The organism is Hymenobacter sp. DG25A (genome assembly GCF_001280305.1).
Taxonomy (GTDB): domain Bacteria; phylum Bacteroidota; class Bacteroidia; order Cytophagales; family Hymenobacteraceae; genus Hymenobacter.
This window is the reverse complement of the sequence record NZ_CP012623.1, coordinates 569,283-590,678: the sequence shown is the minus strand read 5'-3', so window position 1 is coordinate 590,678 and position 21,396 is coordinate 569,283. Positions and strand designations below refer to the sequence as shown.

The window sequence follows — 21,396 nt, the reverse complement described above, 5'->3', positions numbered from 1 at the left end:
CTCCTTCTACAGCACAAAAAAAGCCCCCGATACAGCGTTGTATCGGGGGCTTTTTTATGTTGGGTGGCTATTGCCCCACAAAGAATATGGCATTGCCGAAGAGCAGCTTGCCGCCCTGCCAGAAAGCCCGGAACAGGGGGTTATCGGCCAGGTAAACAATCTGACCACGGCCCATGTCCTGCGTGCCCAGCACCAGGGTATCCGTGAGCTTACGGCGGGCTTTGGAGCCTGCGAAGCCGGAGGAATAGTTGTTCTTTTTCAGAACGCCCACGTTCCAGCCGCCCTGCCCCAGGAACTGATAGTTCACCGTATCCCGAATCAGGGCATAGTACGTGCCGCCGTAGCCAAAGGCCAGGGGGTGCGTGTTGTCCAGCTGCACCCGGAAGATGCTGCCCTGCACCATTTCCTGCAGCTGCTCGCGTTCAGAGTCGGCGTAGCGGCGCAGTTTACGGTAGGGGTCGTTCTTTTTCGTGCTGGCGCTATCGGCGGGCTTCACTTTCAGGTCGAAGTCCTTTTTGCCGGCCAGGAATGCGGCCGCACCTTCCATAGCAATAACTTTTCCGCCGCCCCGCACCCAGGATTTCAGGTTTTCGAGGCCCTTTTCCGGGAAAATGTCGCCGTAGTTGCCGTCGGGCAGGATCAGCACATCAAATTTGGACAGGGGCACACTGCTGAGGTAGTCTGACCCCAGTACGGTAACGGGGTAGCCAATCTGCTGCTCAAAGAAGTGCCATACCTCCCCAAAAGCCGTGGCCGACACACCCTCTCCGGCCAGCACGGCCACGTTGGGTTTATTTACAAAACGCACGTAGCCGGAGCCCAGATCGGCCCCGCTAGTGGAAAAGCCCGAGCTGACCGCCTGCACCATGACGCCGGAAGAATCGGCCTGGGAACGAACCAGCTGGTCGAATTTCGGACCCAGGCCTTCGTTCCCGTTGCGCGTGATAACCAGCGTGCCGGAGGCGTATTTCTGCCCTTCGGCTTCAAATGGACGGGCCGCCACACGCACTTTCACTTTCTGCTGCAACAGCCGGCTCAGGAAGCGGATATCCTGCAGGTTGTTCCACCGGGCTACGTAGGCATAGGGAGAAGCGCCGGCCGTGGCCGTGCCTTTCACGGTGGTAGCTGCAGCGGGCGCTCCGGAGCCATCAATCCGCTGCTTTACGGCGTAGGCTTTCAGCCCGAAGGCATAGGGCAGCGCCCAGGACGTAATATCGTAGGTGAGGGAGTCCTCCAGCGCGGGCTGGGGCTCAAACAGCACCTTCACCAGCGTAGATTTAGGCTGATACATGCTCACCACCACGTCGCGGGGCTCAATCTGCACGTTTTCGGTTTTGCCGGAGGTGTAGTTGAAGCCTTTGGTTTTAACCCGCTTGGGCGCAAAGCCGTAGCGAATCTGCTGCCGGTCGAGGTACTGGGTGAGGGCCTTCAGCTGGCCCGGGTCGCCGCTGCCGGCCAGTACAAAGGACTTGTACTCGCCCTTCGGCTTGTTGCGGGCGTCATCAAAATACTGCTGAAAGTTCTTCACCAGCTCTTCGTGCCGGTCGGCCGTGGCCTGAATGGTGGCCAGGCTGGTGGCGTAGTGGTGCGAAATGCGCTGCTCCAGCGTCAGGGTGTCACCGTCGGACTTGGCAATGCGCACGCCGGCGCGGCCGGAGCCGCCCTGCTCGTAGGTCATGCCAATGGCGCCGTTGAAGGAAGGGTATGTGTCGCCGTAGCTGGGGTAGAACAGGTCAAAGGTTTCGCGGGTGAAGTACAGCCAGTTTTTCTGGTCGAACACCTTGCGGTTATAGTCGCCGATGATGTTCTGGAAGTTGCGCTGCCAGGGGGTAATATCGGCGTGGAAAGGCTTGGCGGCCGGCGAGAAATAGTAGGGCTCATCTACTCCCATTTCGTGGAAGTCGGCGTGCACCTGGGGCAGCCACTGGTTGTAGAGCGTGAGGCGCTGGCGGCTCTCCTGCTGGGTCTGCCAGGCCCAGTCCCGGTTCAGATCGAAATAATAATGGTTGTAGCGTCCGCCGGGCCAGGGCTCGTGGTGCTCCCAAGAATAGGGCGAGGCATCCGGCGACTGGCTGCGCACGCGGTTATACCACTGCGCATACCGCTCGCGCCCGTCGGGGTTAATGCAGGGGTCAACTACCACCACTACATTCTGCAGCCACTTCTGCACCTGCTCGTTGCCGGGGTTGGCCAGATCATAAAGCACCAGCATCACCGCTTCCGACGACACGGCTTCGTTGCCGTGCACGTTGTAGCTCAGCCACACAATGGCCGGCTGCTGGCGCTGCACCGCGCCGGATTCCAGGCCGGCCAGGCGCAGGTTGTTGCGCCGAATATCTTCCAGGCGACCGATATTATCCGGGGTGCCTACCTGCACTACCTCTAGGGGGCGGTGCTCGTAGGTTTCGCCATAGCGCTGCAGCTGCATGCGCCCGCCCGAGGCTTTCACCACGTGGTCTACGTAGCGCAGCAAATCGGCGTGGGGGGTAAAGCGGCTACCCAGCGGGTAACCCAAGAATTGCGCGGGCGTCTGCAAGGGGCTCGCGGCCTGCTGCGCATAGCCGGCAACAGGTAGCACCAGCCAAAGCAACAGGGGCAGCCACGCTGCCCAACGGCTAATTTTCATGCGAAACAGATAAAGGTGAGCGGGAAAGGAATCAGCGAAAATACAATCCGCTATCAGAACCCCATGCTAAACGCTCACCTTTCTGCTGCCATGCCTGCCCGCTTAGCTGCTTTTAGGCGGATGCGACCTCATCAGCCTGCGGAATGGGCTCAGTGATGATGGCCGAGGGGCCTTTTTCCCGCACCTCGTGCAGCACCTTTTCTACCACGCCACGCCCAAAAAGGCTGATGCCCGCATTAAATACACCCAGCGCCACGGTGCCAGCCCCTACCCACTCACCGGTGGGCGCACCTTTCTGCTTCATTTCTGTGGCCCATTGAATAAGGCAGGCGCCAAAACCAATTACAACCAGCCCGGTAGGGGCAAATATCAACCATTTTGTTTTGTGCGTCGTCATACCTCAACAGGTTAAAATAAGTAAGCAGGCCCCGAACTACGTATGCCCGCAGGCAACAGGAACGGTTCGGCCTTATCTGTGCAATCGTACCTTTACGGGCGGAGGTTACACGGGTGCAAAAATTCCTGGTAGCATGTAGCGCCTGTTTCTTCCTTTTTTGTTGACCGCCACTGCTTTACAATATTTGATTATGAGTGCTCTTGCCTACGAACAACTGCTGCGCGAAGCCTTCCGCACCGATGCCGATGCCGCCCGCTACCTCACGGAGCCCGACACCTCGGCCTACGCCGCGTTTGAGCACGCCTCCAAAGCAGACCAGGCCTTCCGCTTTGAGCGGGTACGCCTGGGCGTGGCCATGAGCCTCATGAAGCTGCTGGCCGAGCTGGGCGACCATGAAGAAAGCCGCCGCGTGCTGGACATCCTGCATCGGGCACTGCGCGCCCGCTCCTCCGCCGACATCGATGCCATTATTACGCGCGATGCCAAGGCATTTGAGCGGCTCTATACCAACCTGTATGTAAATGACGAAGGCGAGTTGCTGCTGCAACTGTTTGAAATGACGCTGGATGCCGACTCCAAGCAGCGCATGGACGAGGTAATAGCCGAAGCCCTGGCCTTGCTGCCCGAGCTGGATTTCAGCCACCACGCCGACGAAGACGAGGACGAAGAATAAGCCGGTGGCCTACCCGGTTTCAGATTAGCGGCAAACAGCTACCTTTTCAGCGTTTTCGGGCTGGCAAATCTGCCAGGCTGGTTTATAGCCTCTTACGGTTGCTGTTCTATGACGCTCGTCTTTCTGGGTTTGGTGTTGCTTATTATGGGGCTGAATGCCGCCAAAATCTCCTTTGCCTTTGAGCGGTTTCGGAGTCTGTTGATTTTTGGCGGGCTTTTGCTGGTTGTTCTGGGGCTGGCCCTCAGTACCATTGTGCAGATAGAAGCCGGTAATGTGGGCGTACAAACCCTTTTTGGGCAGGTGCAGCCGCGCATTCTTACCAGTGGCCTTAATCTGGTTAATCCGCTGGTAGAGGTCACCCGCTTCGATACCAGAACTCAGAACTACACCATGTCGGCGCTGCACGGGGAAGGGCAGCAGCAGGGCGACGATGCCATTCGGGTATTATCCGCCGATGGGTTGGAAGTAGTTATCGACCTGACGGCCCTGTACCACGTGATACCCGGTGAAACCCCGCGCATTCTCACCACCATCGGCACCGACTACGAGAATAAGATTGTGCGCCCCATTGCCCGCACCCGCATCCGCGACAACGCCGTGTACTACGATGCCGTGGCACTGTACTCTTCCCGCCGCGACGAGTTCCAGAACCGCATCTACAAGAGTATAGAATCCGATTTTCGGAAAAACGGCCTGCAGCTGGACCAGCTCCTGATCCGGAATATTCAGCTGCCTTCTTCGGTCAAAGCCAGCATCGAGAGCAAGATTTCCGCTGAGCAGGACGCCCAAAAAATGCAGTTTGTACTCCAGAAAGAGCGCCAGGAAGCCGAACGGAAGCGCGTAGAAGCCCAGGGCATTGCCGACTATCAGAAGATCCTCAGCAACCAGCTCAGCGACAAGCTCCTGCAGTACGAAATGATTAAGGCCAACAAAGAAATAGCTACCTCGCCCAACAGTAAGGTGATTATCATGGGCAGCGGCAACGCTCCTCAACTGCTGCTTTCCGATAAATAGGCTAATACCGCAGCTATAGAAAACAAAAGCCGCTCCGATGCTCGGAGCGGCTTTTTTAATAAGATGTCAGGCTAAGTATTAATAGCCTTCGTTCTGAACTAAGTTGGAGTTTACGTCGGTTTCGCGCTGCGGAATGGGCAATACCAGTTTCGGCGAATTCCAGGGCAGGTTATCTACCTGCATTTCGGTGCGCTTCAGATCGTGCAGCAGGAAGCCTTCAAAAGCTAGTTCCAGGCGACGCTCCAGCAGGATTTCGTCGATGGTTACGCTGCTATAGGGTTGCAGTTGGGCCCGTTCGCGCACCATGTTCACGTCATCAACAGGAGAGGCACCTACTTCAGTACCAGCTCGTAAGTTGCCTTCTGCCCGAATCAGGTACATTTCAGCCAGACGAATCAGGTGGATGTTACCGTGGATATTGTCGAACTTGGTTGACAGGCCATAGTCGTAGTCGATGGAGTTCAACCGGTCATCATCTGGCTCGAACTGATTGACGAAAGTTTCCGTCAGATAAATCTCGCCACGGGAGTTAATGGAGTAGAACGTATTCAGATCATTAATACCCGCCTGAGGGGTGAGCTGAATGGCGAAGATATCTTCGCTGGTATTACCCAACGCGGCAAACTCGGCGGCATAGGGGTATACCAAGGCGTAGTTATCGGAGCTAATCACCTTATCAGCCTGCACGGCGGCCTTGGCATATTCCTGCTGTTGCAGATATAGGCGTGCCAGCATAGCAGAGGCAGCATATTTGGTTGCAAAGAAGCCATTAGTAGCCGGCAACAGTGTTTCGGCTTCGGTAAGGTCTTTAATAGCCTGTTCGTATCCCTCCGCCACCGTATTACGCTTTACTTTAGCTTCCTCACCGGGACTCTTGTTTACATCCGTTGGCGTCAGCACAATTGGTACGCCTAGGTTGGCCGAAGGATTTCCATCATTCCAGGCCTTGCCGTAGTATCGTACCAACTCAAAGTACAAAGCTCCCCGAATGAACTTAGCGCCACCTTCCACACGCTCCTTCTGCACCTCTGATACTTTATCGAGGTTGGCTAATACCGTATTCACCGTATTGATGGTGGCGTAAGCACTCGTCCACGTATTGGCTACGAATGAGTTGTTGGTCAATACTGACTTAGCTATCAGCTCTTTGGGCTGTAAGTAAGTACCGCCAAATTGCACTTCACCGGCATCACCCAGCAAATCGGCGTAGTACTGCAGGCCTCCGCCATACAAATACTGCCCGCCGAGCTGCTCGTAGCCTCCGTTCAGCAATGCTTCAACATCGGCAGAGGTTTTCAGTGCTTTTTCCGGGCTTACATTCGTTACTGGCTCTATATCCAGCTTGCTGTCGCAACTGGCCAATGGTAGCGCCAAAAGGAGCGCACCGAAGGCTATTTTATACCACTGTGTTTTCATCTTGAGAATTTCTAGGCTCCAGGCCGTTTAGTACAATTGGATTAAAAACCAATGTTGATACCCCATGTGTAGGTACGGGCCTGCGGCGTCGAATAGAAGTCGTTGCCCTGGCCAATGTTGCCGGCGAGGTAGTCAGTATTCACTTCCGGGTCCCAACCTTCGTAGTCGGTGAAAGTGAGCAGGTTTACCCCCGTGAAGTATAGGCGCACACGCTCCATTCCTGCTTTTTTGCTCCAGGCAGTAGGCAGGTTGTACCCCAACGTTACCTGCTTCAGGCGCACGTAGCTGGCATCTGAGAGGTAGCGCGTTGAGTTGGCAACGCCATTTCCTTCAAACAAACGGGCCTGCGGTACATCCGTAATATCACCGGGCTTCTGCCACCGCTTCAGCTGATCTTTTGTCTGGTTATCAAAGCCATTGCTAGCGCTGGCCGACATGTACTGACCGGCACCGTTATAGACCTTGTTGCCAAATACTCCCTGGAACGTAAAGCCCAAATCAAGGCCTTTAAACCCAAACGTATTAGTGACGCCACCCGTCCATTTTGGGTTAGGATTGCCTACTACCACCCGCTCAGCGGCGTTATAATCGGGAGTAGTTCCGCGGTTGAGGCTACCATCCGCATTAGGTGTGTTCAGATAGTACAGCGCATCGCCATTCTCAGGGTCTACGCCGGCGTATTCAACCGTGTAGAAAACTCCAATAGGCTGGCCTTCTACCGCGCGGTTGATGTAACCACCTTCAATTACTTGGCCGTTCAGGTTGATTACCTTGTTCTTATTGTAGGATGCGTTGAAGTTGGTAGTCCACGTGAAGTTGCCTACCAGGTTTTGCGTGTTCAGCGCAAATTCTACGCCTTTGTTCTCCATTTTACCCAGGTTCTGCAACTGCCGGGTGAAACCGGTAGTACCGGGAAGGTTAACATTCAGCGCCAGCTGGTCTGACTTCTTTTGATACACATCTACCTCACCGGAAATGCGGTTATTGATAAAGCCGAATTCCAGACCAGCATCAATCTGAGTAGTCAGCTCCCACTTCAGATCGGGGTTACCAATCTGTATGGGGCGCTGGGTGGGGAGGCTACCGTAGCTGCCAGCACCAAACAAGCTGCGGGAGCTAAAGTCGCCAAAGCCTTGGTTACCCGTTTTTCCGTAGCTGACGCGAGGTTTCAGGAAGCTCAGTACCTCCTGGTCCTGCAGGAAAGCTTCCTCCGTAACTACCCAGCCTAGGGAAGCAGCCGGGAAGAAACCGTATTGGTTGTTTACCCCAAAGCGGGAAGAGCCATCTACACGGGCGCTTAACGTCACCAGGTATTTGCTATCGAAGGCATAGTTAGCACGGCCAAAATACGAGAGTAGCGAGCTAGCCGATTCAGAAGAGGAGCCTGCGTTGATAAGACCTGCGCTGGCAATGTTCTTATAGGCATCACTGGGAAACTGCTGGCCCGATACGCTGTTGGCGCGGTAGGTACGGCCTTCGTAAGCCATGCCTGCTACGGCTTCCAGCGAGTGAACTTCATTGGCGGTGAAGCGGTAAGTAAAGAAGTTGTTGGTAGTGAAACGCAGGTTCTGCGAGTAGTTGCTCTGCGCGTTGCCATTGCTGGTAAAGTCGGTATTACGGGCCGTCAGGCGGCCGGAATAGTACTCTTCATTCTGGTCGAGGAAATCAATGCCCTCTTCCGTGCGGAAGGAAAGACCTTTCAGAATTTGATACTGGGCAAACACATTGCCCAGTGCCCGGTACACCGTGGTTTCGTTGGAAGCATTTTCCACGCTCAGCAGCGGGTTATAGTACACTGGGTACAGCGTGTTAGGCAAGCCGGTTGCCAGATCCAGCGCGCCGCTTAACAGTTGGGTGCGGGGGTCAATTACGGGCGTAATGGGAGACAGGGCCACAATCTGCATGGGCGTGCCAAACGAGTTATCATTGTCCAGCCGGTGGTTTTTCGTACGTGCCAGGCTCAGGTTAACCCCCAGCGTGAGCTTATCAGTAGCGGTATGCTCGATGTTGAAGCGGGAAGTCATCTTCTGAAAACGGTTCGAAATCAGAATACCCTTCTGGTCGCTGTAGCCGCCGGACAGGTAGAAACGGGTTTTTTCGTCGCCCCCGGAAGCACTGAGGTCGTACTGGCTGTAAGGATTTTTCTGCAGTACTTCCTTCTGCCAGTCGGTATCTACGGCCCCGGTTTTATAGTCATCATTACCAGCCGACCACCGGCGCAGACGTACGTTGGTGTAGGCCACATAATCGAAGCTGGGGTCCCGCTCATTTTCGTTGGCAGCCGCTTCACTTACTAGCTCCACATACTCCTTAGCGTTCAGGAATTCGCGGTAGTTGGTAGGTTCGCTGGTACCATACTGCACGCCCAGGTTGAAGTTGGTTTTGCCCTTACGCCCATGCTTGGTGGTAATCAGCATCACCCCGTTGGAGCCCCGCGAGCCATAAATAGCCGTGGCCGATGCGTCTTTCAGAATGCTGATAGACTCAATATCGTTCGGGTTCAGGTCGGCAATAGGGTTGGTAGCGGCCGAAGTAGTTGATTGATCTTCTGAAATAATGGGAATACCATCAATTACATAAAGCGGTTGGTTGCCACCGCTAACCGAAGAGGTACCTCGGATGCGCACCTTCACAGCCTGACCCAGCTTACCGCCGGTATTCTCTACAAATACTCCGGCTGCTTTGCCTTGGAGCGCCTGCTCAAATGTGGGAACCGGCGTGTTCTGAATCTCCTTGGCAGACACCTGCGTGATGGCGCCGGTTAAGTCTGCTTTGGCCTGCGAGCCATAACCTACTACCACAGTTTCGGCCAGCAGCGTCTCGCTGGATTGCAGCCGCACGGTAATATTGCTTTGCCCCGCTACTGCTACGGTCTGGGTGGTAAAGCCAATGGAGCTAATAACTAAGCTAGCACCTTCCTGTACAGTTAGCGAAAAATTACCGTTACTATCAGTGCTGGTGCCGTTAGTGGTGCCGCGCTCCAGAACGGTTACACCAGGTAGCCCTGATCCATCACCTGCAGCCGTAACCCGCCCACTAACGGAACGGGTTTGAGCCCAGGCTGCTACACCCAGCACTAAATAGAGCACTAGAGTAAGGAGTAGTCTGTGTTTCATGATATATGACCTTACGGCCAGGTTAAGTGAGAAAAACTTGGTTAGAAAAGTTCAAAAATGATCTTTTCTAATGCGTTTGGCAATACTAAACAATTATGCAGGATTTCAACAGTGTTTAGGATTTTGGCTGTCTAATTAGCTGATGCACGGAAGAAACAGAATGCACAGCAAAAAACCCTGTTTATTTGCAGCAACTTAGCTTTATGCCACAGATTCAGTACCTCACGGCCCACGTGGCCATTCAGCGCGCCGCCGAAGCGCTTCAGGCGTGCACACGCATCGGCATCGACCTGGAATTCGATGATATGCGCCACCGCTACGGCCGCAACCTCGCTCTGATTCAGGTTTTTGATGGCCAGACCGTTTACCTGATTGACCCGCTGCCGCTAACCAACCCGGCCCACGAGCTGGAGCCCCTCTGGGCTATTCTGCGTAACCCGGCCGTGGAGAAGGTATTCCATAGCTGTAAGTCGGATATTTTGCTGCTGGATGAGCTCTACAGCGTGCACGTGCGCAACATCACCGACACCAGCGTGCAGTACACCCTGCTGGCCGAAGCCGACAACAACATTTCGCTGGGCCGCCTGATTCAGTCTGAACTAGGACTGGAAGTAGATAAAGGCGAGCAGAAATCGAACTGGCTGAAGCGCCCCCTCACCGAGGCCCAAAAGGAGTATGCGGCCAACGATGTAATCTACTTGTTTGAGCTGGCCGACCGGCTGGCCGCCAAACTGGCCGCGCTGGGCCGTACCCAGTGGGCTGCGGAGGAGAATGCCGCGCTGGAAGAGGTGCGCTATACCCGCGACGAGCGGCCTTATCTGCGCGTAGCGGGCAAATACCGCATTCTGCCGGAGGAAATGCCCCTCTTCCGCGACTTGTACCTGGTGCGCGACCAGATGGCCCGTCAGCTGGACCGCCCGCCATACATGGTTTTTGCCAACGATAGGCTGGCCGAGCTGGTGCGCGACACCCCTCGCAGTGAAAACGACTGGAAATCGGCCCGTGGCCTGCACCCGGATTTGAAGCGTGCCCCCTATCTGGAGCGCCTATCGGCGCTTTCGCCCCACAACTTTGTAGCTACTCCTGAGCCGGCGCCCAGCGCCGAAGGCCGTCGATTCCCCTTCCGCCGCCGCCTCAGCGGAGAAAAAGCCGCCCGCGCCGATGCCCGCGAGCAGCTGCTCCTGCAACTGAAAACCCACATTACGGAAGATGTAAACAGCTACGTGGCCAACCTGGTACTCTCCAACCGCCTGGTAGCCGATATAATCGAGTTAGGCGCGGAACACGTGCTACGCCCCTGGCAGAAAACCATTCTGCGCGAAACTGCCCAGCGCCACAACCTGGACTACGACCTGGTGGCATTACCCTTCTAAATCACGGATTCGTCGGATTTCTTCGGATGCCACGGATTTCATGGACCATAGATTGGATGGATGTTAAACGGATTGAACTGATTTCAACCCCAGGTAAGCCCAACAAAAAAGCCTCGCAGATTGCGAGGCTTTTTTGTTGAAAAGTAATCGTCCACAAAATCCGTGGCATCCGAAAAATCCGACGAATCCATGATTTAGAATTGCGCTGCTTCTGTGCTGCCTACCAGGGCGGCTGTGCTGTTCTTGCCAGAGGCTACAACGTTCTGCACTGCATCGAAATAGCCCGTGCCTACAAAGGCCTGGTGTTTCACGGCTTTAAAGCCATGGTTCTGCAGCGCAAATTCCCGCTCCTGCAGCTCAGAGTAGCCGGCCATGCCCCGGTCGCGGTAGGCCTGGGCCAGCTCAAACATGCTGGTGTTGAGGGCATGGAAACCGGCCAGGGTGATGAACTGGAATTTATAGCCCAGGGCCGCCAGCTCTTCGCGGAAGGTCTCCATCTGCTTTACACTCAGCTTGGAAGCCCAGTTAAAGGAAGGAGAGCAATTATAGGCCAGCAGCTTACCGGGGAATTGAGCATGAATGCCTTCGGCAAACTGCCGGGCCTGCTCCAGATCGGGGTGGGAGGTTTCCATCCAGATCAGGTCGGCGTAGGGAGCGTAGGCCAAGCCGCGGGCAATGCAGGCTTCTACGCCGCAGCGCACCCGGTAGAAGCCTTCACTGGTGCGCTCGGCTTCCTGCAGCACAAAGGGCTTGTCGCGGGAGTCTACATCGGCGGTGAGCAGGTCGGCGGCATCGGCATCGGTGCGGGCCACAATGAAGGTGGGCACGCCCATTACATCAGCCGCTAAGCGGGCGGCTACCAGCTTCTGTACGGCTTCCTGGGTGGGCACCAGTACCTTGCCGCCCAGGTGGCCGCACTTTTTGGCCGATGACAGCTGGTCTTCGAAGTGCACCCCGGCGGCCCCGGCCTCAATCATCATCTTCATCAATTCAAACGCATTCAGGTTGCCGCCAAAACCGGCTTCGGCATCGGCTACAATAGGCACCATCCAATGCACATCACCATCACCGGAGAGATTCTGAATCTGGTCGGCGCGGAGCAGGGCATTGTTGATGCGGCGCACCACGCTGGGCACGCTGTCTACGGGGTACAGACTCTGGTCGGGGTACATCTGGCCGGCACCGTTGGCATCGGCCGCCACCTGCCAACCGGACAGGTAAATGGCGTTCAGGCCGGCCTGCACTTCCTGCACGGCCTGGTTGCCGGTGAGGGCGCCCAAGCCGGCCACATAGGGCTGCGTGTGAAGCTGCTGCCAGAGGCGCTCAGCCCCCTGTCTGGCCAGAGAATACTCAATCTTCACGGAGCCCTGCAGCTTTACTACATCCTCGGCGGTGTAGGGGCGTTTCACGCCATTCCAGCGGGGATTCTGGGCCCAGTCCTGGGTAATGGCGGCAATGCGTTCCTGCTTGTTCATGGGGAGTTGGGTTGGGAATGAAAAGGGTTAGGGAAAGGCAAGGCGCTGCCCGGCCGGCGCTTGGGCGGCTTTTTTAAGGAAATTGAAACGGAGTATTATCCGCTTATCCTCGCTTCAGCGGAAGAGAGGATAAGTGGCATTGAAAAGAGCTAGGCCAGTTGCTCGTAGGCGGGGATTGTCAGAAACTCTACAAACTTCTCGCTGATTACCAGCCGGTCGAACAGGCGGGCGGCTTCCAGGTAGCGGCCTTTTTCAAACTGCTCCTCTCCTACCAGCGCCTTAATCTTCTCCAGCTGGCCCGGCACCAGGTAACGGTACAGATCCAGCGTTACGGCCCGGCCATCGGTTAGCGTGGTGCCGGGCGTGTGCACCCACTGCCACACCTGCGCCCGGCTGATTTCAGCCGTAGCGGCATCTTCCATCAGGTTGTAAATGGGCACGCAGCCGTTACCGCGCAGCCAGGACTCGATGTACTGAATGGCTACGTCGATGTTCAGCTTGAGGCCTTCTTCCGTGATGGTGCCTTCGGGCGCCTGCACCAGGTCGGCGGCGGTAACGTGCACGTCTTCGCGCTTGTTGTCAATCTGGTTGGGGCCGGGCATCAGCTCATTAAAAACATCCAGCGCCACCGGCACCAGACCGGGGTGCGCTACCCAGGTGCCGTCGTGGCCGTTTTTGGCCTCGCGCACTTTGTCCAGGCGTACTTTCTCCAGGGCTGCTTCGTTGGCCTCGGGGTTGTTTTTGATGGGAATCTGGGCGGCCATGCCACCAATTGCGTGCACCCCGCGGCGGTGGCAAGTCTGGATAACCAGCTGCGAGTAGGCAGCCATAAAGGGCACCGCCATGGTTACCTGGGCGCGGTCGGGCAGGCGGAACTCGGGCTTTAGCCCCAGCCGCTTGATGTAGGAGAAAATATAGTCCCAGCGGCCGCAGTTGAGGCCGGCACTGTGCTCACGCAGCTCATACAGGATTTCATTCAGCTCAAACGCGGCGGGCAGCGTCTCAATGAGCACTGTGGCTTTGATGGTGCACTTGGGCAGCTTCAGCGACCATTGCGCAAACCCAAAAACGTCGTTCCACAGGCGCGCTTCCAGGTGGTTTTCAATCTTGGGCAGATAGAAATATGGGGCGCTGCCACGGGCGCACAGCTCGTGGGCATTGTGGAAGTAGTATAGGCCGAAATCGAACAGGGATGCGCAGATGGGCTCACCGTCTACCAGCACGTGCTTTTCTACCAGGTGCCAGCCGCGGGGGCGCACTACCAGGGTGGCCGTTTCCTCATTCAGCTTATACTCCTTGGCCGGGGTGCTCAGGCTGATGGTGCGGCGCACGGCGTCGCGCAGGTTGCGCTGGCCTTCAATCACATTTTCCCAGGTGGGGGCGTTGGAATCTTCCAGATCCGCCATAAACACCTTGGCGCCGGAGTTCAGAGCATTTATCATCATTTTCCGGTCTACGGGGCCGGTAATCTCCACACGGCGGTCCTGCAAATCGGCCGGAATAGGTGCTACCGTCCAGGGCTTTTCCCGGATCAGGCGGGTTTCGGGCAGGAAGTCGGGGAGCTTGCCGGCCTCAAATTCCAGCTGCCGGGCTTCCCGGCGGGCCAGCAAATGGCGGCGGGTGGGGTCGAAGCGCCGGTGCAGCTCCGCTACAAAGGCCAGCGCCGAGGGCGTGAGAATAGCTGCAAATTCTGGCTTGAAGGCTCCTATTACCCGCACGCGCTCCGGCGTGAGGTAAACGGACTCGGGTACTACGGTCTGAGGTTCGGCAAAGGGCGACATATCTGGGGAGATTGAAAGTGAGACAGTTGAGGAACTGACCAAACATACGAAAGCGAATTATATCAAACAAGCGAATATTCGCTAATAATATTGAATCGCTAAATCCTGTTACTTTTGAGGGTTATAGCTGCCCGGTTAAGACGGTGTTCTAAAATCCGTGTTACTTGCAGGCTAGTCCCCGGCATTTCTGCTCTTCTTTCTTTCGCCTATGCTTAGTCACGGCCAGGTTGTCCGCCTGATTTTTGGTCTTAAACTGCGCGAGCTGCGTCAGGAACGCGGCTTTACCCCCGCCGAGCTGGCCCGGGCCTGCGACGTTTCGGTTTCCTATCTGAATGAGATTGAAAAGGGCAAGAAGTACCCCAAGGCCGATAAGATCCTCAGCATGAGCAAGGTGCTGGGCGTGAGCTACGACCAGCTGACCTCGCTCACGCTCAGCCGCCGGCTGGAGCCTATTTCCCAACTACTGCAGTCTGATGTGCTGAAGGAGTTTCCGCTGGAGATGTTCGGGTTGGAGCCTATCCGCATTGTGGAGCTCATTGCTGATGCGCCGGCCAAGATGAATGCTTTCATCAGCACGCTCTTCGAAATAGCCCGCAACTATGAGCTGCGTCAGGAAAATTTCTTTCTGGCCGCGTTGCGCTCCTACCAGGAGATGCACGACAACTACTTTGAGGAGCTGGAGCAGGACGTGCGCACCTTTATAGTAGAAGAACAACTGAGCTCAGCTGCCCCCTTTGATACCACCCAGCTGGAGCGGGTGCTGGTGGAGAAATATGGCTATACCATAGACCGCACCATTCTGGGCGACTATGGCTCTTTGGGCCGCCTGCGCTCCGTATATCAGCCCAAGCTAAGCCGCCTGTTGCTGCGCCCCGGCCTCACGCGGGCCCAGGAGTCGTTTGTACTGGGCCGGGAGGTGGCTTTCAACTACCTCAACCTGAAAGAGCGGCCTTATGTGAATGCAAACTTTCCAGTGCGCTCTTTTGATGAAGTGCTGAACAACTTCAAGGCGTCCTACTTTGCCAGCGCTTTGCTGATGGAAGAAGACAGCCTGGTCCGCGACGTGCAGCAGTTTTTCAGCGCCGACCACTGGGACCCCAACCGCCTGCTGGATCTGCTCACGAAGTATGGCGTGTCGCCGGAGATGTTCATGCAGCGCATCACCAACCTGCTACCCCGCCATTTTGGGCTGCAAAGCCTATTCTTCCTGCGTTTTGATCAGGCCAAGGCCAACGCGCCTTACGTTTTGACCAAGGAGCTGCACCTCTCGCGCCTGCACAACCCGCATGGCAACGAGTTGCACGAGCACTACTGCCGCCGCTGGATTTCCCTGCGCCTGATTCATGAGTGCCGGAGCGTGGCCCTGCGCCAGGCGCCCGCCTTCAGCATTGGGGCGCAACGCTCCCGCTACCCCAACGAGGACGAATATCTGTGCCTCACCCTGGCCCGCGCCGGCACGGCCGTAGAGCCGGCCGTAAGCGTAACCGTGGGCCTGCTCTGCGACGATAACCTGCGCAATAAAATCCGGTTCCTGGATGACCCGGCCATTGTGCAGAAGCGCGTAAACGAAACCTGCGAGCGTTGCCAGATTCCGGACTGCGAAGTGCGGGCGGCGCCTCCGGTGGAGGTAGAGCGGCGCGAGCGGCGTGAGCAGCTGCGCGGGGCCATTTCCAACCTGGTGAATGCCGGGTAAACGGACTTCGGCTTATCTTTGAAGCCAGTTGACAGGTAACAGTTGAGGTATTGAGGGCTTTATTGAGACGTATAGGTTGGGTGGTACTGGCGTTGCTGCTGCTGGGCGGCAGCTGGGCGGGCTACCAGGGCTGGCGCATGTGGTGGAAGCCTAATGTTGCGCCCTCTGCCGAGGGTCCGGCCTACCTATTTATCCGTACCGGCGCTACGTTTCGGGAAGTGCTGGATACCCTAGCCCGGCAGGAGCTGCTGCAGGATACCGCCACGTTTCGGTGGCTGGCGGTGCGGCGGGGCTACCCGTTACAGGTGCGGCCGGGGCGCTACCTGCTCACGTCTGAGCTAGGCAACCGGCAGCTGCTCGATATGCTGCAGAACGGCCATCAGGACACGCTGGTCTTTGAGCTCAATGCCTTCAAATACAAGCCCCAGCTGGCCCGCCAGATCAGCCGCCAGCTGGAAGCGGATTCCACCAGTCTGCGCCTGTTGCTGGCTGATAATGCGTTTTTGCAGCGTACCTATCAGCTGGACACCACCACCATTTTAACCCTGTTTCTGCCCGGCAGCTACCGGCTGGTCTGGAATACATCTGCCCACCAGTTTCTGGACACGGCAGCAGCCATGCACCGCCGCTTCTGGACGCCCCGCCGCCAGCAGCAGGCCGATTCGCTGGGCCTTACCCCGGTGCAGGTGCACGTGCTGGCCAGTATTGTGCAGCGCGAAACCTCCAAGAAGGAAGACAAGCCCGTTATTGCCGGGGTGTACCTCAACCGCATGCGCCGTGGCATGCGCCTGCAGGCCGACCCTACCCTACTCTGGGCCATTGGTAATTTTGGGGTGAAGCGCGTGCTGAACAAGGATAAGCTGGTAGACTCGCCCTACAATACCTACAAGCACAAAGGCCTGCCGCCGGGCCCCATTACCTCCGCCAACCGCCAGAGTCTGGACGCTGTGCTGAAGCCAGCAGCCCACCGCTACCTGTTTTTCTGTGCCCGTCCCGACCACAGCGGCTTTTCCGATTTCGCCGAAACCTTTGGGCAGCACAAGCAAAATGCCCGGCGCTACCAGCATATGCTGGATAGCCTGCGTATTCTGCGCTAGTTGCTTACTGCTCCGGGATGTGCACAATGCGCAAGGAAGGCCCCATTTGCAGGGCTTGCTGCTGCCGGCTCAGGGTTTCTTCATAGCCCAGTCCGGTAAACTCGGAATGCTCCAGAAACAACATCGGCGACAACAGCAGAGGCTCGGTAAACGTCGCTTCCGCCGGCAGCTTTTCCAGCCGGGAAAACTTGTTGATTCCAGTTACCAGCCGGTAGCCATCCAGCACCACGTATTGCACGCCGGCCGCCCTTAGTGCTGGCAGTTGGTTCTCATTGCTGATGACCTGTACGCTGATGCCCGCCGGAGCCGCGAATGGCAGCAGCGCATTGCTCACGGTGCTGGCCACCCGTCGCTGCCCGTGCTCCTGCAGCCAATGCGCTACCTGCTGGTACTGCGTAGGGGTATAGCGGTAGATATGGTGTTGCAGCCGCAGCAGATTTCCCCCGATGACCAGCAACGAAAGCCCTACCAAAATTCCGACCCTTACCGCCACGCTTAACCGCTGCTGCATGATGGCGGAGCTCAACAGCCGCCGCAGAACCAGAAAACCCAGCGCCGCAAACAGCCCATAAGCAAACAGCAACCCACGCGGCGCCTTCAGAATCAGAGACATACCACCCAGAAACAGCCAGGCCCAAATAAGCAGATATACCGGCAGCGTGAGGCCCTTGCGCCAGGCACGCAGCTCCGGCCAGAATACTACCGGCGTGAGCAGCAACCCCACGCCCAGCAGCGGCGACTCAAACTGTAACAGCAGCCGGGGGTAGTACCATAAATCCAGGCGCACATTGCCGGCGCGGCCAGCTTCGTTCATGGCTGAGGGCCACAGGATACCGGCGTAGGTGGCCAGCCAGCGGTACCAGGGCAGAATAGTCAGCCCTGTAACCAATATGCCCAGCACCAGAAAAGGCGCCGCCAGAATGGCCGTTACGCGCCACGCGTTGCCGCGCTGCCAGAGTAACCCATCGGCCTGCAATATTTCAAAGGCCCCCAGAATGGGAAACGTTAGCAGGAATTTGTAGTTGATGCACAAGCCGGCGGCCAGCCACAGCGCCACCCGTAGCAGCGTCTGGCGGCTGGGCTGCTGCAGTCGCTCATAATAGGCGCGCAGCAGCTCCCCAAACAACAGCAGGCTGGCCGAGCTCATAGTGAAGTCGCGGCCGGAGAAGGTGAGCGTGGTGCAGGTACCGATGAGCAGGACCAGCAAGGCCGTTTCGAAGCCCCGCAGCCGGGCATAGCGCGCTACAAAAGCTGCCAGGCGCCCGACGGCGGCCACGGCCAGCAGCGCATTGAGATACAGAAACCAGTGAAAATCGGGCTGCAGGGCGGCTACCGGGGCAAATATCAGGTAGAAGCCGGGGCTGGCATGGTGAAAGATATTTCGCAGATTGCCCTGCGCTACTTCCTGCACAATCTGCCAGTTGCGCACGGAGTCATAGTCGGGTAAAGCAGCCTGGGGTAGGCCGTGCAGGCGTATAGCGGCCAGCAGCAGCAGGGCCGGCAGCAGCCAGAGCAAGGTTTTCGGGGAGAATTTGTCGTTTTTCGCGTCGGGCATGGCCGTCAGATTGCAATCTGCCCACGAAATAAGCAAAACAAACCACTTCCCTCTTTCTTATGCGTGCAGTTATTCAACGGGTGCGGCAGGCCAGCGTGACGGTAGAAGGCCGCGTGACCGGCGAAATCGGGCCGGGTTTGCTGGTACTGGCCGGCTTCGCCCCCGACGACGATACCCGCTCTCTGGACTGGATGGCCCGCAAGCTGGTGCAGCTGCGCATTTTCTCCGACCAGGAAGGCAAGCTGAACCGCAGCGTGCAGGACATCCAAGGGCAGGTGCTGGTGGTCAGTCAGTTTACCCTGTTGGCCGATGCCCGTAAAGGCAACCGACCCAGCTACATTGGCGCCGCCCCACCCCCCATTGCCATTCCGCTCTACGAGCAGTTTGTGCGCCTGCTGGAACAGCTCCTAGGGCAGCCTGTGCCTACTGGTGAGTTTGGGGCTGATATGCAGGTAAGCCTGCTAAATGATGGCCCGGTAACTATTGTGCTGGATTCGCCGGCGACCAATCAGTAAAGCCTTTCTTTATCAAAAACTTCTGTCATCAACCCAACTGTCATCCTGAGCAAAGCGAAGGACCTTCTCACGTTAAAACAAGTCGTTGTTATGCCAGTCGTGCTAACGTGAGAAGGTCCTTTGCTTTGCTCAGGATGACAGATAGGTTTGTTTGCATCTTTCCCCTCCCTTACTCCCCACAACATGACCATCGAAGAAGCACAAAAGACCGTGGACACCTGGATTCAAACCACTGGCGTGCGGTATTTCAATGAGCTGACCAATATGGCTATGCTCACGGAGGAGGTGGGCGAAGTGGCCCGCATCATTGCCAGGCAGTATGGCGAGCAATCATTCAAAGAATCCGATAAAGACAAGGTGCTGGCCGATGAACTGGCCGACGTGCTTTTCGTGGTAATCTGCCTGGCCAACCAGACCGGCGTAAACCTGACCGAAGCTCTGCAGCGCAACCTGGAAAAGAAAACCCAGCGCGACGCCACCCGCCATCAGCAAAACGAAAAGCTGCGCTAAGCGAGCTTCTCCACTTCAATTTGCCCGTTGCGGAAGAGCGGCACCACCGCGTACTCATCCTGACGCACGCAGAACTCCATATCCTTGTGCGACTCCAGACTATTGAGGCGGCGCACGTGGGCTGATTTGAGCAGGTAGCCAGCCACATCGGGCTGGGCAGCCTGCCAGAGGTCTAGCGCGGCTAGGGTGGCATCGGAGCTAGTGATATCAAAGGAATCAGCGAGCCTCTCGGCCAGGGCACCCCCGAAAATGGTATCCTCCAGGCAGAACTTACCTTTCCAGCCGGCGCATACAACTACCACGTCTTTCTGCTGCTGGCGCAGGAACTCGGCCACGGCACCCAGATTCAGGAAAGCCCCTACTACCACGGCATCGGCGGCACTTGAAAGCTGCAGGGCGCGGGTACCGTTGGTGGTGGTGATGGCTACGCAGCGGCCCTGCACGGGTACTATCCCATCCAGGTAGCCAAAGGGTGAGTTGCCCAGATCTACGCCTTCTGCCTGCCGGCCGTCCCGCTCAGCAGCGGTGATGTAGCCTTGTGCAGCCATGGCCTGGCATTCCGGCAGCTCACTTAGCGGCACCAGGTGCGTTACGCCATTGGCCAGCGCCGTAACAATGCTGGATGTGGCGCGCAGGATATCTACTACCACCGCCACCCGGCCTTTCAAATCATACAAAGGCAGCAACTCCGGCGAAAAGCAAATATCAAGGGTCGGCATGATGCTCATTTCAGCAACTCCAAAAAAGACCGTCATGCTGAGCTTGCCGAAGCATCTCGCTCGCTTCGTTTCAATGGCAATAATTACCACCCCAACATCAGCACGCGAGATGCCTCGGCTTCGCTCGGCATGACGGTCAACTAATTATTTCAATTTTTATTATGCCTCTTCCGTGCCAAGCACGAAGGGCAGTTTAACCACCGTAGCAGGCTGGTTTTTGCCACGAATCTGAACGAAGATTTTACTGCCGGGGGCGCTCAGCTCGGTCTTCACGTAGCCCAGGCCAATGCCTTTGCTGAGCGAAGGCGACTGGGTGCCGGAGGTTACTTCGCCTACTTTCTCACCGGCTTCATTCACCAGCTCGTAGTGGCTGCGCGGAATGCCGGGGCCGTCCATCAGGAAGCCTACCAGCTTGCGCGACACGCCCTGCTCCTTCTGCTGCTTGAGGGCGGCGGAGTTGGTGAAGTCTTTCGTGAATTTGGTAATCCAGCCCAGGCCGCCTTCCAGGGGAGACGTCTGGTCGTCGATGTCGTTGCCGTAGAGGCAGTAGCCCATTTCCAGACGCAGCGTATCGCGCGCACCCAGCCCAATGGGCTTCAGGCCGTAGGGCTGACCCGCTTCCAGGATTTTGTCCCACACCTGCTTGGCGTACGCATTGGGAATATACAGCTCAAAACCTCCCGCGCCGGTATAGCCCGTGGCCGAGATGATGACGTTAGGAGCACCGGCAAACGTGCCCTGCACGAAGGAATAGTAGGGAATGCTGCTGAGGTCGGTATCAGTGAGGGACTGCAGGGCGGCAATGGCTTTGGGGCCCTGCACGGCAAACAGACTCAGCTCGTCCGAGAGGTTTTCCATCTCGGCGCCTTTAGTGTTGTGCTGCTGAATCCAGTTCCAGTCTTTGCTGATGTTGGATGCATTAACCACCAGCAGGTAGTCTTCCTCGGCCAGCTTATACACCAGCAGGTCGTCTACAATACCGCCTTCGTTGTTGGGCAGGCAGGAGTACTGGGCCTTGCCGGGCGTGAGCTTGCTGGCATCGTTGCTGGTCACGCGCTGAATGAGGTCCAGCGCCTGGGGGCCGTGCACCCGGAACTCGCCCATGTGCGACACATCGAAAATGCCCACGGCCCGGCGGACGGTGTGGTGCTCGTCGAGGTCGGAGGAGTAGCGCACGGGCATATTGTACCCGGCAAAGGGCACCATTTTCGCGCCCAACTGCTGGTGCACGTCATTGAGGGCAACGGTTTTCAGTTCTTCGGCCATTCGGGGAAAAGAAGAAGGTGGGTGTGGAATCGGGGGAGGATACGGGGGTTGCCGGCGACCCGGCAAAAGCCGGGGTGAAATTAGCCAAAAGTAGCGGGCCCGGCTGCTTTTCAGGGAAGGCATTATCTTTGTGGCCCGGCTGCCGCCTTGCAACACCACCTGCCTAATGC

The 21,396-nt window shown here is 57.0% G+C and carries 16 protein-coding genes; 7 read left to right on the top strand and 9 right to left on the bottom strand.

The features are described 5' to 3' along the window. Positions 1 to 67: 67 nt before the first annotated feature. Positions 68 to 2,626, bottom strand: a complete 2,559-nt coding sequence (locus AM218_RS02505; protein WP_054411578.1) for a M14 family metallopeptidase — start codon at positions 2,624 to 2,626, stop codon at positions 68 to 70. A 112-nt stretch (positions 2,627 to 2,738) separates the two neighbouring features. Continuing rightward, on the bottom strand, positions 2,739 to 3,023 hold the full coding sequence (locus tag AM218_RS02500; RefSeq protein WP_071843675.1) for a hypothetical protein: 285 nt from the start codon (positions 3,021 to 3,023) through the stop codon (positions 2,739 to 2,741). 190 nt (positions 3,024 to 3,213) lie between these two features. Here AM218_RS02500 and AM218_RS02495 point away from each other — a divergent pair, with 190 nt between their 5' ends. Further along, the gene (locus tag AM218_RS02495) at positions 3,214 to 3,696 is read left to right on the top strand and encodes a hypothetical protein (RefSeq protein ID WP_054411576.1); all 483 of its coding nucleotides are present in this window, start codon (positions 3,214 to 3,216) and stop codon (positions 3,694 to 3,696) included. 108 nt (positions 3,697 to 3,804) lie between these two features. After that, positions 3,805 to 4,710: a prohibitin family protein gene (locus AM218_RS02490; protein WP_054411574.1), complete on the top strand. Its 906-nt coding sequence runs from the start codon at positions 3,805 to 3,807 to the stop codon at positions 4,708 to 4,710. A gap of 78 nt (positions 4,711 to 4,788) precedes the next feature. On the opposite strand, the gene AM218_RS02485 is transcribed toward AM218_RS02490, so the two are convergent. Then, entirely contained in the window at positions 4,789 to 6,084 is a 1,296-nt protein-coding gene (locus AM218_RS02485) for a RagB/SusD family nutrient uptake outer membrane protein (RefSeq protein WP_231717526.1), read from the bottom strand. An 83-nt stretch (positions 6,085 to 6,167) separates the two neighbouring features. Further along, a complete protein-coding gene (locus AM218_RS02480) occupies positions 6,168 to 9,242 on the bottom strand; it encodes a SusC/RagA family TonB-linked outer membrane protein (protein WP_054411571.1) in 3,075 nt (1,024 codons plus the stop codon). Between the two features lie 203 nt (positions 9,243 to 9,445). On the opposite strand from AM218_RS02480, the gene AM218_RS02475 reads away from it, so the two are divergent. Then, complete coding sequence (locus AM218_RS02475; protein ID WP_054411569.1) at positions 9,446 to 10,615, top strand: ribonuclease D; 1,170 nt, start codon at positions 9,446 to 9,448, stop codon at positions 10,613 to 10,615. A gap of 194 nt (positions 10,616 to 10,809) precedes the next feature. Here the strand turns inward: AM218_RS02475 and aceA are convergent, their stop codons facing one another. Together aceA and aceB are read right to left on the bottom strand one after the other, a co-directional pair. Then, positions 10,810 to 12,090: an isocitrate lyase gene (gene aceA, locus AM218_RS02470; RefSeq protein WP_054411567.1), complete on the bottom strand. Its 1,281-nt coding sequence runs from the start codon at positions 12,088 to 12,090 to the stop codon at positions 10,810 to 10,812. Positions 12,091 to 12,239: 149 nt separating this feature from the next. Continuing rightward, positions 12,240 to 13,871, bottom strand: a complete 1,632-nt coding sequence (gene aceB, locus AM218_RS02465; protein ID WP_054411565.1) for a malate synthase A — start codon at positions 13,869 to 13,871, stop codon at positions 12,240 to 12,242. Between the two features lie 208 nt (positions 13,872 to 14,079). On the opposite strand from aceB, the gene AM218_RS02460 reads away from it, so the two are divergent. After that, a complete protein-coding gene (locus tag AM218_RS02460) occupies positions 14,080 to 15,564 on the top strand; it encodes a helix-turn-helix domain-containing protein (RefSeq protein WP_054411562.1) in 1,485 nt (494 codons plus the stop codon). A gap of 62 nt (positions 15,565 to 15,626) precedes the next feature. Then, positions 15,627 to 16,661: an endolytic transglycosylase MltG gene (mltG, locus tag AM218_RS02455; RefSeq protein WP_157547482.1), complete on the top strand. Its 1,035-nt coding sequence runs from the start codon at positions 15,627 to 15,629 to the stop codon at positions 16,659 to 16,661. Positions 16,662 to 16,665: 4 nt separating this feature from the next. Here the strand turns inward: mltG and AM218_RS02450 are convergent, their stop codons facing one another. Beyond that, positions 16,666 to 18,216: a glycosyltransferase family protein gene (locus tag AM218_RS02450; protein WP_054411558.1), complete on the bottom strand. Its 1,551-nt coding sequence runs from the start codon at positions 18,214 to 18,216 to the stop codon at positions 16,666 to 16,668. A 59-nt stretch (positions 18,217 to 18,275) separates the two neighbouring features. On the opposite strand from AM218_RS02450, the gene dtd reads away from it, so the two are divergent. Both dtd and AM218_RS02440 read left to right on the top strand, forming a co-directional pair. Continuing rightward, complete coding sequence (dtd, locus tag AM218_RS02445; RefSeq protein WP_054411556.1) at positions 18,276 to 18,731, top strand: D-aminoacyl-tRNA deacylase; 456 nt, start codon at positions 18,276 to 18,278, stop codon at positions 18,729 to 18,731. Positions 18,732 to 18,914: 183 nt separating this feature from the next. Next, positions 18,915 to 19,241 (top strand): nucleotide pyrophosphohydrolase, encoded by a 327-nt coding sequence (locus AM218_RS02440; protein WP_054411554.1) that lies wholly within the window; start codon positions 18,915 to 18,917, stop codon positions 19,239 to 19,241. Here the strand turns inward: AM218_RS02440 and AM218_RS02435 are convergent. Continuing rightward, positions 19,238 to 19,960 (bottom strand): 2-phosphosulfolactate phosphatase, encoded by a 723-nt coding sequence (locus tag AM218_RS02435; protein ID WP_054415218.1) that lies wholly within the window; start codon positions 19,958 to 19,960, stop codon positions 19,238 to 19,240. The genes AM218_RS02440 and AM218_RS02435 overlap by 4 nt on opposite strands. A 159-nt stretch (positions 19,961 to 20,119) precedes the next feature. Further along, a complete protein-coding gene (gene gcvT / locus AM218_RS02430; protein WP_054411552.1) occupies positions 20,120 to 21,226 on the bottom strand; it encodes a glycine cleavage system aminomethyltransferase GcvT in 1,107 nt (368 codons plus the stop codon). Positions 21,227 to 21,396 lie beyond the last annotated feature (170 nt).

Coding starts and splice junctions, on each gene's coding strand:
- AM218_RS02505 (WP_054411578.1), bottom strand. CDS start 2,626: ATGAAAATTAGCCGTTGGGCAGCGTGGCTGCCCCTGTTGCTTTGGCTG.
- AM218_RS02500 (WP_071843675.1), bottom strand. CDS start 3,023: ATGACGACGCACAAAACAAAATGGTTGATATTTGCCCCTACCGGGCTG.
- AM218_RS02495 (WP_054411576.1), top strand. CDS start 3,214: ATGAGTGCTCTTGCCTACGAACAACTGCTGCGCGAAGCCTTCCGCACC.
- AM218_RS02490 (WP_054411574.1), top strand. CDS start 3,805: ATGACGCTCGTCTTTCTGGGTTTGGTGTTGCTTATTATGGGGCTGAAT.
- AM218_RS02480 (WP_054411571.1), bottom strand. CDS start 9,242: ATGAAACACAGACTACTCCTTACTCTAGTGCTCTATTTAGTGCTGGGT.
- AM218_RS02475 (WP_054411569.1), top strand. CDS start 9,446: ATGCCACAGATTCAGTACCTCACGGCCCACGTGGCCATTCAGCGCGCC.
- aceA (WP_054411567.1), bottom strand. CDS start 12,090: ATGAACAAGCAGGAACGCATTGCCGCCATTACCCAGGACTGGGCCCAG.
- aceB (WP_054411565.1), bottom strand. CDS start 13,871: ATGTCGCCCTTTGCCGAACCTCAGACCGTAGTACCCGAGTCCGTTTAC.
- AM218_RS02460 (WP_054411562.1), top strand. CDS start 14,080: ATGCTTAGTCACGGCCAGGTTGTCCGCCTGATTTTTGGTCTTAAACTG.
- AM218_RS02450 (WP_054411558.1), bottom strand. CDS start 18,216: ATGCCCGACGCGAAAAACGACAAATTCTCCCCGAAAACCTTGCTCTGG.
- dtd (WP_054411556.1), top strand. CDS start 18,276: ATGCGTGCAGTTATTCAACGGGTGCGGCAGGCCAGCGTGACGGTAGAA.
- AM218_RS02440 (WP_054411554.1), top strand. CDS start 18,915: ATGACCATCGAAGAAGCACAAAAGACCGTGGACACCTGGATTCAAACC.
- AM218_RS02435 (WP_054415218.1), bottom strand. CDS start 19,960: ATGCCGACCCTTGATATTTGCTTTTCGCCGGAGTTGCTGCCTTTGTAT.
- gcvT (WP_054411552.1), bottom strand. CDS start 21,226: ATGGCCGAAGAACTGAAAACCGTTGCCCTCAATGACGTGCACCAGCAG.